The organism is Aurantiacibacter xanthus (genome assembly GCF_003584015.1).
In the GTDB taxonomy this organism is placed as follows: domain Bacteria; phylum Pseudomonadota; class Alphaproteobacteria; order Sphingomonadales; family Sphingomonadaceae; genus Alteraurantiacibacter; species Alteraurantiacibacter xanthus.
The window spans coordinates 1-13,088 of the sequence record NZ_QXFM01000060.1 but is presented as its reverse complement, the minus strand read 5'-3'; the positions used below and the strand labels follow the sequence as shown (position 1 = coordinate 13,088).

General features: G+C 67.1%; 12 protein-coding genes and 1 pseudogene. 8 read left to right on the top strand and 5 right to left on the bottom strand.

What is annotated here, in order from left to right; genetic code table 11:
• The 5 genes from D2V17_RS06030 to D2V17_RS06010 all read right to left on the bottom strand — a co-directional run.
• The coding region (locus tag D2V17_RS06030; protein WP_147367252.1) for an outer membrane protein at nucleotides 1-831 on the bottom strand (831 nt) is incomplete at its 3' end.
• Between the two features lie 130 nt (nucleotides 832-961).
• On the bottom strand, nucleotides 962-2,038 hold the full coding sequence (locus tag D2V17_RS06025; RefSeq protein ID WP_119592200.1) for a PA0069 family radical SAM protein: 1,077 nt from the start codon (nucleotides 2,036-2,038) through the stop codon (nucleotides 962-964).
• A 36-nt stretch (nucleotides 2,039-2,074) separates the two neighbouring features.
• Nucleotides 2,075-2,602, bottom strand: a complete 528-nt coding sequence (gene moaB / locus D2V17_RS06020) for a molybdenum cofactor biosynthesis protein B (RefSeq protein WP_119592199.1) — start codon at nucleotides 2,600-2,602, stop codon at nucleotides 2,075-2,077.
• A gap of 9 nt (nucleotides 2,603-2,611) precedes the next feature.
• Entirely contained in the window at nucleotides 2,612-4,384 is a 1,773-nt protein-coding gene (locus D2V17_RS06015; protein WP_119592198.1) for a transglycosylase SLT domain-containing protein, read from the bottom strand.
• Nucleotides 4,381-5,142 (bottom strand): uracil-DNA glycosylase family protein, encoded by a 762-nt coding sequence (locus tag D2V17_RS06010; RefSeq protein WP_119592197.1) that lies wholly within the window; start codon nucleotides 5,140-5,142, stop codon nucleotides 4,381-4,383. The genes D2V17_RS06015 and D2V17_RS06010 overlap by 4 nt, the downstream gene beginning before the upstream one ends.
• Nucleotides 5,143-5,215: 73 nt before the next feature.
• Here D2V17_RS06010 and D2V17_RS06005 point away from each other — a divergent pair, with 73 nt between their 5' ends.
• The 8 genes and pseudogenes from D2V17_RS06005 to D2V17_RS21695 all read left to right on the top strand — a co-directional run.
• Entirely contained in the window at nucleotides 5,216-6,844 is a 1,629-nt protein-coding gene (locus tag D2V17_RS06005; RefSeq protein WP_119592202.1) for an electron transfer flavoprotein-ubiquinone oxidoreductase, read from the top strand.
• A 61-nt stretch (nucleotides 6,845-6,905) separates the two neighbouring features.
• Nucleotides 6,906-7,328, top strand: a complete 423-nt coding sequence (locus tag D2V17_RS06000) for an endonuclease domain-containing protein (RefSeq protein WP_119592196.1) — start codon at nucleotides 6,906-6,908, stop codon at nucleotides 7,326-7,328.
• Nucleotides 7,328-8,227 (top strand): GHMP family kinase ATP-binding protein, encoded by a 900-nt coding sequence (locus D2V17_RS05995; RefSeq protein WP_119592195.1) that lies wholly within the window; start codon nucleotides 7,328-7,330, stop codon nucleotides 8,225-8,227. The genes D2V17_RS06000 and D2V17_RS05995 overlap by 1 nt, the downstream gene beginning before the upstream one ends.
• A 138-nt stretch (nucleotides 8,228-8,365) precedes the next feature.
• The gene (locus D2V17_RS05990; RefSeq protein ID WP_119592194.1) at nucleotides 8,366-9,094 is read left to right on the top strand and encodes an N-formylglutamate amidohydrolase; all 729 of its coding nucleotides are present in this window, start codon (nucleotides 8,366-8,368) and stop codon (nucleotides 9,092-9,094) included.
• Nucleotides 9,095-9,197: 103 nt separating this feature from the next.
• The gene (gene ilvD, locus D2V17_RS05985) at nucleotides 9,198-11,063 is read left to right on the top strand and encodes a dihydroxy-acid dehydratase (RefSeq protein WP_119592193.1); all 1,866 of its coding nucleotides are present in this window, start codon (nucleotides 9,198-9,200) and stop codon (nucleotides 11,061-11,063) included.
• Between the two features lie 146 nt (nucleotides 11,064-11,209).
• Nucleotides 11,210-11,536, top strand: coding sequence for a hypothetical protein (locus D2V17_RS05980; RefSeq protein WP_245978563.1), 327 nt, complete (start codon nucleotides 11,210-11,212; stop codon nucleotides 11,534-11,536).
• Between the two features lie 4 nt (nucleotides 11,537-11,540).
• Nucleotides 11,541-12,935: an NAD(P)H-hydrate dehydratase gene (locus tag D2V17_RS05975; protein ID WP_119592190.1), complete on the top strand. Its 1,395-nt coding sequence runs from the start codon at nucleotides 11,541-11,543 to the stop codon at nucleotides 12,933-12,935.
• Nucleotides 12,932-13,088: pseudogene (locus tag D2V17_RS21695) on the top strand (class I SAM-dependent RNA methyltransferase); the annotation flags it as partial. The gene D2V17_RS05975 and the pseudogene D2V17_RS21695, both read left to right, overlap by 4 nt.

Genomic DNA, 13,088 nt, shown 5'->3' with positions numbered 1-13,088 from the left:
GTCCGACTTATCCCAGTCGAAGAACACGATGTAGGGGCCGGTGTTACACGGACGCGCAACCGGCGCCGGGGGAGGCGGCGGAGGCGGGGGCGGCGGAGGAGGCGGCGGCGGCGGGGGAGGCGGGGGAGGCGGCGGCGGTGCCACCGGCTCCTTACCGCCGAAGTTGTAGATCAGCGTCGCGAGGATCGAGTGCGTCGCCAGATCCGTATCGAGCGTGCGGCCCGCCTCGTCGATCAGCGAGACATTGTCGACGCGGTGATACTTGTACTTCAACGAAGCTTCGAGATTGTTCGACAGCGGCGCACGCACCTGCGCAATGCCCTGATAGGCAAAGTGCACGTCATTATCGTCGAGGAACACCGAATTGCCGGTGCTTGCGAGGTCGAAGAAGCGCGCGTTCGAGAAACCGGCACCACCACCGACCGAGAAACCAACACTGTCTTCACCGCCGAAATCGAGCAGGAGGTTGGCCATGCCGCTGGCGACGTCGACGTGGCCATCGGGTGCGTCATAGGTTCCACGGCCAAGCGTTGCGCTGCCAGTGTAGATGCCGCCCGAAGTTGCATCGACATAGCCAAGGCCCATACGCTTGTAGGCCCCTTCCGCTTCAAGACGGATCAGACCGAAGTCATAACCGACTACGGCTTCTGCTTCCCAGCCGGTATCGAGGTCAAGCTTCACATCGGTGTTGGTGCCCTCGACATCAAGCGTCGGGCTATCCGAAAAGACGGCGCCGCCGCCGAGGCCGACATAGACCCCGCCATCGCGCGCCATTGCTGGCGTTGCGACAAGCGCGGTGGCTGCCAAAAGGCCGATTGTGGAAATTCTCATTCGTCAATCTCCATAAGAGTTTCTGACAGGCCGGTCCTGCGGAACACGGCCATTAGAGACGCGCTTAGGCGTGTGAAGAGGCAAAACCAAGACAGTTTGTGAACAAGCGCCTCAACCCCTCCCGAGTGTGCTAGAACAGCGACAATTGCCCCGTGGGCTCAGGCTTTCGAAAGGCACCGGTGTCCAGCAGTGCGGCCTTGCGCGCCAGCCCTGCGCGGCGGCAGGCGAGGTGGAAACGTTTGCGGAACAGCTCGGCCCATACGCCTTGCGGGCGCATCCGGGCGAAGAAGCGCGGGTCGTTGTCGCGCCCGCCGCGCATGTCGCGCAGAGTGGCCATGACCTTGCCGGCGCGATCCGGGTAGTAAGTCTCCAGCCATTCGCGGAACAGCGGGGCGACCTCGTGCGGCAGGCGCAAGGGTATCCAGCTGGCCGATTGCGCTCCGGCTGCGGCGGCGCGTTCGATCAGCCGTTCCATCACATCGTCGGTGATCGCCGGGATCACCGGGGCGATCGAGCAATTGGTGTGCACCCCCGCCGCCGACAGCGCCGCCAGCGCGGCGAGGCGTTTCTCCGGCGTCGCCGCGCGCGGTTCGAGCAGGCTCGATAGCCGGGCATCGAGCGAGGTGACTGAAATCGCCACCGCCACCAGACCATGCCGCGCCAGTTCCGCGATCAGGTCGCAATCGTCGAGCACCCGGTCGGACTTGGTCGTGATCGTGACCGGATGGCGCAGTTCGAGGCACAGTTCGAGGATCTGTCGGGTAATCCGATAGTGCCGCTCGATCGGCTGATAGGGATCGGTGTTGGTGCCCATCGCAATCGGCGCGCACTTGTAGCGCGGGTGTGCCAGTTCGCGCCGCAGCAACTCGGCCGCATTGGGCTTGGCGAACAGCCGCGTTTCGAAGTCCAGCCCCGGCGAAAGATCGAGCCAGGCGTGGGTCGGCCGCGCATAGCAATAGATGCAGCCGTGCTCGCACCCGCGATAGGCGTTGATCGAACGGTCGAACGGGATGTCGGGCGATGTGTTGTAGCTGAGGATCGAGCGGGGATGCTCCTCTGTCACCTCGGTGCGCAGCGGGGGCGGGGTGCCATCGACCGCCTCGCGTGCATCGCGCCAGTCGCCGTCCTCGGTCCGCTCGGGCAGGGCAAAGCGCGCGGACACCTTGCCCGATTGCGCCCCGCGACCCTTGATCCGCTGTCGTTCCATAACGAGAACATAAACGGAACAAGGGAGTCGGAAAAGCTATTTCTCGCGCAGCCTCGGCATCAGTTCGACGAAGTTGCAGGGCCGGTTGCGGCTGTCGAGCTGTTCGGCGAGGATCTTGTCCCAGCCGTCCTTCACCGCGCCGTTCGAGCCGGGCAGCGCGAAGATATAGGTGCCCCGTGCCAGCACCGCGCAGGCGCGCGACTGTACGGTGCTGGTGCCGATGGTGGTGTAGCTCACCCAGCGGAACAGCTCGCCGAAGCCGGGGATGTCCTTCTCCTTCACCCGGTCGAGCGCCTCGGGCGTGACGTCGCGCCCGGTAAGTCCCGTGCCGCCGGTCGAGACCACCGCGTCGATGGCCGGATCGTCGATCCACGTCTCAAGCTGGTCGGCGATAAGCTCCGCATCGTCGCGCAGGATCGTGCGCGCGCCGAGTGTGTGGCCCGCCGTGGTGATTCGCTCGGCCAGAATGTCGCCCGAGGTGTCTTCTTCGGGGCCGCGCGTGTCGGACACGGTCAGCAGCGCGATGGTGATCGGGGTGAACTTGCGGGTGGTGTCGATGGCCATGGGTTTGCCTCAGTAGGAGAAATAGACGCGGCCGCTGGTCTGCCCGCGCTCCTCGCCAGCGGTGCCGGTGGTAAGGTGCGGCCAGACATTCTGCGCCAAGGCGCGGCGACTGGCCGAGGGGGCATTGGCCTGCCGCTCGTACATCCAATAGTTGCGCATCACGATGGCGACATAGCTGCGCGTCTCCCAATAGGGAATCGCCTCCATATAGAGCAGCGGATCGTTCTGGTCGTTGACCTCGCTCTCCCAGCGGCGGACCGGCGAGAGACCGGCATTGTAGGCCGCCATCATCTTGGGCAGCTGGCCCTGAATGGCCGCATCGTTGCGCAGCATCTGGATGTTGCACTGGCCGAGCGCGAGGTTGGTGCTGGTGTCGAACACGTCGATGGAGCCGGAGGACTGCCCCACGCAGCCGGCGTGCTGGCGCACGGTGATCGGGGTGATCTGCATCAGCCCCTGCGCATTGGCCGGGCTGACCGCGCGGTCGCGGAAATTCGATTCCTGCAGGATATGCGCAAAGGCCAGCGCCGGATCGATCTGCCACCCGCCGCGCGGTGCGATCTTCGGCGCGGGGAAATAGGAGGCCGGATCGCTGCTGGTGCCGACCGGTGCATTATAGGCCATGTACAGCTGCGTCTGCGGGAAGCCGAGCGAGCGCGCCAGACGCGACAGCGCGGCATAGTTGCTCGCCGGGCCGATGGCGGCCTCGTGCAGCAACACCTTGCTGCTGAGCACATCGCGCCCCAGCTCCGCCAGCGCGACCGCGATGCGGACATTCTCGTTGTTGCTCAGCTGCTGCCAGTCGGTCTGGGTGAAGTCGGCGCTTTCGACCCGGTTGGGCAGCGCGCGGCCAAGCTGCTCGCTGGCGAGCATGCCGTACATCGTCTCGTCGTTCGACGCCGCCTGCCCGAGCAGCTCGTTCGCCACATCGGGCTGACGGCACAGCAGGGCCGAGCGCGCGCCCCAGTAAAGCGCCGCCGTGCGCAGTTCGGGGTTGATCGCGTTATAGGCCGAGCGCCGGAACGCATCGAGCGCGCCCTCGCAATCGTTGAGCCGCCAGGCCGCCAGTCCTTCGACCCACTGGCCCTCGGCCACCCATTCGCCGCTGCCTTCGCTCACCGTCAGGGCCATGGCATAGGCCTGGGTGTCCATGTTTTCGATAAAGTAGGACCATGCCACCCGCTGACGCCATTCGGCGCGCGCGGCGGAGCTGAGCGAAGCGTCGATCCCGTCGAGCAGCTGGCGCGCGCCGTTGGGGTCGTCGTTGGTGATGCGTTCGAGAATCGCCGCTTCGAGCGAAGAGGGCATGGTGCCATCGCTCACCGAGCGCGGGCGCGTGCGGCGAACCTGCCCCGGTTGCTGGACGAAGCCCTGCTTGGCGGGCAGGGCGACGAACTGTGTAACGCCGCGCCGCTCGCCGAGCCGGGCCATTTGCTCGGCCTGCGGGAGGTTGCGCCCGGTCTGCAACCAGGCCTCGATCTGCGGGGCCTCCACCCGCGGGGAATTGGCGGCAAGGTAGTATTCCGCGCGCGCGACCGCGTGGAGCGGACCATCCGGGCGCTGCGCCAGCATGCCTTCGACTTCGCCCCAGCGCTGGCCGTCGATGGCGTTGAACAGCGCTCCGTAATAGTCGCGGTCCGACTGATTGAGGATCTGCGGCACCTCGCGCTGGGTGATGCGGGCGGTGAAGTAAGTGCGGGAATCCTGCGCGGCGGCGGGCGCACACAGGCAGGCCGCAGCGGCCAGACTCGAGGCCAGACTCAGGGCAAGGCGGAGGTTCATAGGCGGGGCATCCAGTCGAGCAGCGCGCGCCACAGGCGGGCGCGCTGGCGTGGGTGAGCAAGAAGGTGTTCGGGCGCGCGCGCGGCGAGCGCCGGGATGTCGGTCAGCTGCCCTTGACCCTGCGTCAGGCCGAGCATCTGACCCATGGCATCGCCCAGCACAAGCACCCGCTCGGGCGCGGCCAATGCGATATGATGCGCGGTGATCGCGGCGAGCCCGGCGCGGGCGAGGCCGGGCCAGTCGGGCATGGTGGTGGGGCAGGGCAAGGCGCTGGCGAAATAGACCTGTTCTTCGGCAAGGCCGAGCGCGCGCAGCACATTGGCGATGAGGCGGCCTTGCTCACCGTCGAGCAGGCGGTCGCCATCGTTTGCCTCCGGCATCGGCACCAGCACCATCAGAGGCGCTGCGGCAACACCGCGCGCTGCGATGCGTCGGCCGTGGGCCAGCGGAAGCTCGGTCGCCGGATCGAGCCACCAGCTCGCGAAAGCCTCAAGCGAGGTCGGCAGGGTCGAGGCATCGAAGCTGGGGACGGGTTGCGCCGCTGCCTCGGCGGACCTTTCCACAGCCTTGGGCATGGCCTCGGGGCTGGCGGCTTTTTCGCGCAGCAGAGCCTGCGGCTCGTCATCGAACAGGTGATCGACACCGGCATCGGCCCACCACGCATTGATCGCGGCAAGCTGACCGGCGAAGGTTCCAGCGGATGAATTGTCGAAGCCGAGCACGGCGCCACCCTTGACGCGGGCGCGGGTAGCGATCAAGCCCCGGTGCCATGATCTCACTGCAAAACGGGCCGAAACGATGAGTGCTGAAGTGGAAATTGAACGCGAAAGCATGCCTTGCGACGTCGTGATCGTCGGCGGTGGCCCGGCGGGACTTTCCGCCGCGATCCGGTTGAAGCAGCTCAACGAGGAGCTGGAAGTGGTCGTGCTCGAAAAGGGCTCGGAGATCGGCGCGCATATCCTGTCGGGTGCGGTGGTCGATCCGAAAGCGCTTGACGAGCTGCTGCCCGAATGGCGCACGATGGACTGCCCGATGGCGCAAACGCCGGTGACCGACAACTGGCACTGGGCGCTCTCGAAGAGCGGCAAGACCTCGCTTCCCCACGCGTTCATGCCGCCGCTGATGAGCAACCACGGCTGTTATACCGGCTCGCTCGGCAACCTCACCCGCTGGCTCGCCGAGCAGGCCGAAGGGCTGGGGGTGATGGTGTTCCCCGGCTTCCCCGCCGCCGAAGTGATGTTTGGCGAGGATGGCGCGGTGACCGGCGTGATCACGCAGGACATGGGCGTCGCCGCCGATGGCAGCCACAAGGGCGATTTCCAGCCCGGCATGATGATCGAGGCGAAGTACACGCTGTTTGCAGAAGGCGCTCGCGGCAACCTCACCAAGCAGATGAAGGCGCGCTTCGATCTGGAAGCGAACTGCGAGCCGCAGGTCTATGGCCTCGGCATCAAGGAGCTGTGGGATATCGATCCGGCCAAGCATGTGCCGGGGCGGGTGATTCATACGCAGGGCTGGCCGCTTTCGGAGAGCGATACTTGGGGCGGGGGCTTCCTTTATCATCAGGCGGGCGGACAGGTGGCCTTGGGCTTCGTGACCGCGCTCGATTACAAGAACCCCTACGTTTCGCCGTTCCACGAATTCCAGCGCTGGAAGCAGCACCCGGAGATCCGCGCGATCCTCGAAGGCGGCAAGCGCGTGGCCTACGGCGCGCGGGTGATCAACGAGGGCGGGTGGCAGTCGGTGCCGCAATTGGCCTTCCCCGGCGGCGCGCTGATCGGCTGTGCGGCAGGCTTCGTGAACGTGCCGCGGATCAAGGGCAGCCACACCGCAATGAAGAGCGGGATGCTGGCAGCCGAGAATGTCGCCGCTGCGATTGCTGCCGGCCGTGAGCACGATGCGGTGATGGAATACGACGCGGCTCTGCGCGAAAGCTGGATCGCCGCAGAGCTGAAGCTGGTGAAGAACGCGCAGCCGGCGGTGGCGAAGTTCGGCAACGAGATCGGCACCGTGCTGGCGGGCGCGGACATGTGGATGCGCTCGCTGAAGATCGGCCTGCCGATCACGATGAAGCACCACCGCGACTACGAGGAACTGCAACGCGCCGATCTGCACCAGCCGATCCAGTACCCCGCGCCTGATGGGAAGATCAGCTTCGACCGGCTGACCAGTGTGTCCTACTCGTTCACCAACCACGCCGAGGACCAGCCCAACCACCTCAAGGTGGCGGACATGGAGCTGCAACGGGTGAGCGAGCTGGGTGTCTTTGCCGGGCCGTCGACGCGCTATTGCCCGGCGGGGGTCTACGAGTGGCTGATCGAGGACGGCGAGGAGCCGAAGTTCCAGATCAATTCGCAGAACTGCGTCCACTGCAAGACCTGCGATATCAAGGACCCGAACCAGAACATCACCTGGACCACGCCCGAAGGCGGCGGCGGGCCGAACTATCCGAATATGTGAGCGCTTCCTCCCCGGAAACGGGGAGGGGGACCATGCGCAGCATGGTGGAGGGGCAGGAGAGGTGATCACCGGACCGCGCGAGACAGTCAAACACGCCCGCAAATTGCGCAGCGAAATGACGCTGCCAGAGCGCAAGCTGTGGACCGAACTGCGCCAGCGTCCGGGCGGGTTCAAGTTTCGCCGTCAGCATCCGGCGGGTGTCTATGTGCTCGATTTCTATTGCGCGTCGGCTCGTCTGGCGATCGAGGTTGACGGGTTTGCGCATGACAGTGCAGGGGCGGCTACGCGCGATGCGCGGCGCTCCGTATGGTTGCGCTCGCAGGGGATTGCGACCACGCGGATTCCGGCACGTTTGATTCTGGATGAGGTTGAACCGGTCGTGGTGCGGATAGTCGAGATTTGTCGGGAGCGGGTGGCTTTCTTGCGGCCTGTGCCCCTCCACCATCCTGCGGATGGTCCCCCTCCCCCGGTGGGGGAGGATTGATGCAAGAAACCGCCTACGCCAAGATCAACCTTGCTCTGCATATCCGCAAGCGGCGCGAGGACGGCTATCACGAGCTCGAAACGCTGTTCGCCTTCGTCGATGGCGGCGACACGCTGCTGGCCAAACGCGCCGAGCAGGACAGCTTGCAGGTGGTCGGCGAGTTCGGCGCCTTCCTCGGCTCTCCCCTCCCCGAGGGGGAGGGGTCGGGGGTGGGGGCTCCGGCATTCCATAATCGGGACGGCGCAAGCCCCCCTCCCAACCTCCCCCCTCAAGGGGGGAGGAGTTCTGGCGCGAACATCGTGATGCAGGCGCTGGGCGCATTGCCTCGACCCGACGGCCTTGCGATCACGCTGGAGAAGAACCTCCCCGTCGCGGCAGGGCTGGGCGGGGGCTCGGCGGATGCCGGGGCGCTGTTCCGGCTGGTCGAGCGCGCGCACGGCCTGCCCGACGACTGGCGCACCCGCGCCGCGAAGCTCGGCGCCGATGTTCCGGCCTGCGTCGAGAGCGTAACCTGCGTCGGGCGCGGGACCGGGACCGAGCTGGACCCCATCGCCAGCGATCTTTCTGGAACGCCCGTCCTGCTGGTCAACCCGCGCGTGCCGCTGGCCACCGGGCCGGTGTTCAAGGCGTGGGACGGGCAGGATCGCGGCCCTATGCCTGAAGGCAGCGCACGAGAAATCGCCGAGCAAGGTCGCAACGACCTGCGCGATCCGGCGATCAGCCTCTGCCCGGTGATCGCCGAGGTGCTCGCCGCGCTCGGCAAGAGCGACTCGTGGAAGGTCGAAGTTTCCGGCTCGGGCGCGACCTGCTTTGCGTTGTTCGACAGCATCGAGGCCCGCGATGCGGCGGCCCGCGCGCTGCCCTCGGACTGGTGGCAGATGGCGGGGCGGCTGCGGTAACACCCGTCCCCCAAATCCGCTCGTGCTGAGCTTGTCGAAGCACTGCTTTTGCTTCGCCTCACGGCCTGCGCTAGAAGAAAGGAGCAGCCCTTCGACAAGCTCAGGGCAAGCGGATTACGTGTTATATTTCAGGATTCGATGACCTTCACCCCCTACCGCCAGATCGGCACCCTCTCGCGCGGCGGCATCGTTGCCGTTTGCGACCATGCCTCCAACCATGTCCCCGACAATATCGAACTGGGCGTCACCCCCGCGGTGCTCGATAAACACGTCGGCTGGGACATCGGCACCGCCGGCGTGGTCGAGCGGCTGGTCAGGCGGCACGGCATGGCCGCCCATCTCGCCACGCTCAGCCGCCTCGTGATCGACCTCCACCGCGAGGAGGATTCGCAAGGCCTCATCCCCGCCACCAGCGACGGCATCCTCATCCCCGGCAACATCGGCGCCGACCGTGAAGCCCGTCTGCAAGCCTGGCACCGGCCCTATCACGCAGCGCTCACCACATGGCTCGACGAGGCCGACCCGGCGCTGATCCTCTCGGTCCATTCGTTCACCCCGCAGCTCGAAGACAAGGGCGAGCCGCGCCCATGGGAGATCGCGCTGCTCTACAACGAGGATGATCGCGCCGCGCAGCACGCCATCAAGTACTTCGCCGATCAGGGCCTCGTCGTAGGCGAGAACGAGCCCTATTCGGGCCGCCAGCTCAATGCGACGATGAACCGCCATGCCGAGGCCCATGGCCGCCCCTATTGTGCGATAGAAATCCGCAACGACCTGATCGCCAACGAACAGGGACAGGCGCGCTTCGCCAAACTACTGGCGCAGATGGGCGAAACGGTTGTCCACGCGCTGGCACAAGACGGCTGACGCAGCACCCGTTGCAAGTGCAACCGCATTAGCGCTTAGCGTCGCGGCCTCGCTGCGCTAAGGGCGCAGATTGACGTCAAGAAACTCAGTCAGGACCAGTCCAATGCCCGCCTATCGTTCCCGCACCTCCACCCACGGCCGCAACATGGCAGGCGCGCGCGGGCTATGGCGCGCGACCGGCATGAAGGACGGCGACTTCGGCAAGCCGATCATCGCCGTGGTGAACAGCTTCACCCAGTTCGTGCCCGGCCACGTCCACCTGAAGGACCTCGGCCAGCTGGTCGCACGCGAGATCGAGGCCGCTGGCGGCGTCGCCAAGGAGTTCAACACCATCGCGGTGGATGATGGCATCGCCATGGGCCACGACGGGATGCTCTATTCGCTGCCGAGCCGCGACCTGATCGCGGACAGCGTCGAATACATGGTCAACGCCCACTGCGCCGACGCCATGGTCTGCATCTCCAACTGCGACAAGATCACGCCCGGCATGCTGATGGCGGCCATGCGGATCAACATTCCGGTGGTGTTCGTCAGCGGCGGGCCGATGGAAGCGGGCAAGGTCGTGCTCAAGGGTAAGGAAGTGGCGCTCGATCTGGTCGACGCCATGGTCGCCGCCGCCGACGAGAGCTACACCGACGAGGAAGTCACCGATATCGAGCGCTCGGCCTGTCCGACCTGCGGCTCGTGCTCGGGCATGTTCACCGCCAACTCGATGAACTGCCTGACCGAGGCGCTCGGCCTGTCGCTGCCGGGCAACGGCTCGCAGCTTGCCACCCATTCGGATCGGCAGGGCCTGTTCGAGCGTGCCGGACGGCTCGTGGTGACGCTCGCCAAGCGCTACTACGAGGAAGGCGACGAGAGCGTCCTGCCGCGCAAGATCGCCAGCTTCGAGGCCTTCGAAAACGCGATGAGCCTCGATATCGCGATGGGCGGCTCGACCAACACCGTGCTGCACCTGCTCGCCGCCGCCAACGAGGCGGGGGTCGACTTTACCATGGCCGATATCGACCGGCTGAGCCGCAAGGTGCCGTGCCTGTGCAAGGTCGCCCCGGCCAAGAACGACGTGCATATGGAAGACGTCCACCGCGCGGGCGGGATCATGGCGATCCTCGGCGAGCTGGACCGCGCCGGGCTGCTGCACACCGCGCTGCCCACCGTCCATTCGCCGACGCTGGGCGATGCGCTGGCCGATTGGGATATCGCGCTCACCAACAATCCGATGGTGCAGGAGTTCTACAAGGCCGCGCCGGGCGGTGTGCCGACGCAGACCGCCTTCAGCCAGTCGCGCCGCTGGGACGATCTCGACCGCGACCGCGAGAACGGCGTGATCCGCAGCGGAAAACATGCCTTCTCGCAGGATGGCGGCCTCGCGGTGCTTTACGGCAATATCGCGGAAGACGGCTGCATTGTGAAAACCGCGGGCGTGGACGAGAGCATTCTCAAGTTCTCCGGCCCCGCGCGCGTGTTCGAGAGTCAGGATGCGGCGGTCGAGGCGATTCTCACGGACAAGGTGGGCGCGGGCGATGTGGTCATCATCCGCTACGAAGGCCCGCGCGGCGGCCCCGGCATGCAGGAAATGCTCTACCCGACCAGCTACCTGAAATCGAAGGGCCTCGGCAAGGCTTGCGCGCTGCTGACCGACGGGCGCTTCTCGGGCGGCACCTCGGGGCTGTCGATCGGCCATGCCTCGCCCGAGGCGGCGGAAGGCGGCAATATCGGCCTCGTCGAAGAGGGCGATGTGATCACCATCGATATTCCGGGCCGCACCATCGCGATGGAGGTCTCCGACGCCGACCTCGCCGCGCGCCGGGCGGCGATGGAGGCGAAGGGCGATGCCGCCTGGCAGCCCGCCGCGCCGCGCACGCGCCGGGTGACGCCTGCCTTGCAGGCCTATGCCGCGATGACCACCAGCGCCGCCAAGGGCGCGGTGCGCGATGTGACGCAGGTAACGGGCAAGAACCGCGCCTAGGCCCTTTCCTACGGGGGCTTTGCGAGGGTAAGCTCGCTGGCATGACGCTGACCTCGCTCCCGTTCCGCCGCCGCTCTCGCCATGTGCTCGAGGAGCGGCGCGGACTATTTGCTTCTGGACCCTGTAACACCTGTCACACCTTGGGCTTGGCGGCGCTGCTGGCGCTGTCGTTGGCCGGGTGCGGCAGCGCCAATGGCGACGAGCTGCCCGAAGGCGCGGTGATGGTCGAATGCGCGGTCGGCGGGGCAGGCTCCTTCGCGCCCGATTGCAGCATGGAGCTGCACGAGGATGCCGATGGCCGCATCGCGATCCTGCGTCATCCCGATGGCGGGTTCCGGCGCTTCCAGCTTGGCGTTCCCGGCGAAGGTCTGATCACTGCCGACGGCATGGAGCAGGCCGAGGTCGTCCCCGGCGATGGCATGGTCGAGGTGCGCGTCGGGGCAGACCGCTACCGTCTGCCGATCAGGCAGTAGCGCCATGGACGCGCCCAACCAGATCCTCACCGCTGCCCAGATGCGCGCTGGCGAAGAGCGACTCATCGCGGATGGCACCAGCGTCACCGAACTGATGGAGCGGGCCGGACGCGGCGCGGCGGACTGGGTGTTCCGCGTGGCAGCGGGGCGCAAGGTCACCGTGCTGTGCGGCCCCGGCAACAACGGCGGCGACGGCTACGTGATCGCCCGCGTGCTGGCGGAGCGCGGGGTGCCGGTCGAGGTGGTCGCCCCGCGCGCTCCGACGACCGACGTGGCCAAAGAGGCGCGCAAACGCTGGGGCGGCGAGCCGGTCGTGACCGCAAGGGGCGCGGTACTGGTCGACTGCCTGTTCGGCACCGGCCTGTCGCGTCCGCTCTCTGGCGACCTGCACCGGCTGCTGATCGAGCTGAGCTATGCCCACAACCACTGGATCGCCGTGGACCTGCCAAGCGGGATCGATGCCGACAGCGGCGAACTGCTCAACGACGTGCTGCCGGTCTACAGCCTGACCCTGGCGCTCGGCGCGTGGAAGCTGGCGCACTGGATGATGCCCGCGCAGGCGATCATGGGCGACCTGCGGCTGGTCGACATCGGGGTGGAGCCGGAGGAGGGCGCGGCGGGCCTGTCCGAACGCCCCACGCTGTTCGTTCCTGAGCGCGATGCCCACAAGTACGCGCGCGGGCTGCTCGCCGTGATCGGCGGCGCAATGCCCGGTGCCGGGGTGCTGGCCTCGCGCGCGGCGATGCATGGCGGGGCGGGCTATGTGAAGCTCTACAGCGATCACGACGGGCTGCCCGGTGTGCCTCCCGATCTGGTGGTGGCGGGCGACCCGATGCCTGCGCTCGCAACCGATCCGCGCATCGCCGCGGTGCTCATCGGGCCGGGTCTGGGCCGCTCGGAAGAGGCGCGCTCGGTGCTCTCGTGGGTGCTCGCCTGCGACCTGCCGACCGTCTGTGATGCCGATGCGCTGGTGTTGCTCGAACCCGAGATGCTGGAGGATCGCAGCGCGCCGCTGGTGCTCACCCCGCACGCGGGCGAACTCGATGCCATCGGCAATGCCTTCGCCAGTTCGGAGCCCGACCGGCTCGAACAGGTCACCGAACTGGCCGAGGCGATCGAGGGGGTGCTGGTGGCCAAGGGGCCGGACACGATCGTCGCCGCGCCGGGCCGCCCGCCGGTGTTCATGCCGCCCGCGCCGAGCTGGCTCTCGACCGCAGGCACCGGCGACGTGCTGGCGGGCCTCATCGCCAGCCAGCTTGCGGTGGGCGAGACGAGCGCGTTTCAGGCCGCGCAGAACGGCTGCTGGCTGCACCGCGAGGCGGCGCTCAGGGCGGGGCCAGCGTTCTCGGCCAGCGGGCTGGTCGCGCAGCTTCCGGCGGCCTATGGGGCCTTCCTGTGAGCGAAACCGAACAGATCATCCGCATCGCCGCCAAGGGCGATGGCGTTACCGCAAGCGGGGGGCACGTCCGCTATGCCGCACCCGGCGACACCGTGAGCGCCGACGGCGCAGTCGTGCCAGGGCCGCACCATGCCACGCCGCCGTGCCGCCACT

Bases quoted from the DNA above. Each gene is read 5' to 3' on its own strand.
- D2V17_RS06025 (WP_119592200.1), bottom strand. From the start codon at position 2,038: ATGGAACGACAGCGGATCAAGGGTCGCGGGGCGCAATCGGGCAAGGTG.
- moaB (WP_119592199.1), bottom strand. From the start codon at position 2,602: ATGGCCATCGACACCACCCGCAAGTTCACCCCGATCACCATCGCGCTG.
- D2V17_RS06015 (WP_119592198.1), bottom strand. From the start codon at position 4,384: ATGAACCTCCGCCTTGCCCTGAGTCTGGCCTCGAGTCTGGCCGCTGCG.
- D2V17_RS06005 (WP_119592202.1), top strand. From the start codon at position 5,216: ATGCCTTGCGACGTCGTGATCGTCGGCGGTGGCCCGGCGGGACTTTCC.
- D2V17_RS05995 (WP_119592195.1), top strand. From the start codon at position 7,328: ATGCAAGAAACCGCCTACGCCAAGATCAACCTTGCTCTGCATATCCGC.
- D2V17_RS05990 (WP_119592194.1), top strand. From the start codon at position 8,366: ATGACCTTCACCCCCTACCGCCAGATCGGCACCCTCTCGCGCGGCGGC.
- ilvD (WP_119592193.1), top strand. From the start codon at position 9,198: ATGCCCGCCTATCGTTCCCGCACCTCCACCCACGGCCGCAACATGGCA.
- D2V17_RS05975 (WP_119592190.1), top strand. From the start codon at position 11,541: ATGGACGCGCCCAACCAGATCCTCACCGCTGCCCAGATGCGCGCTGGC.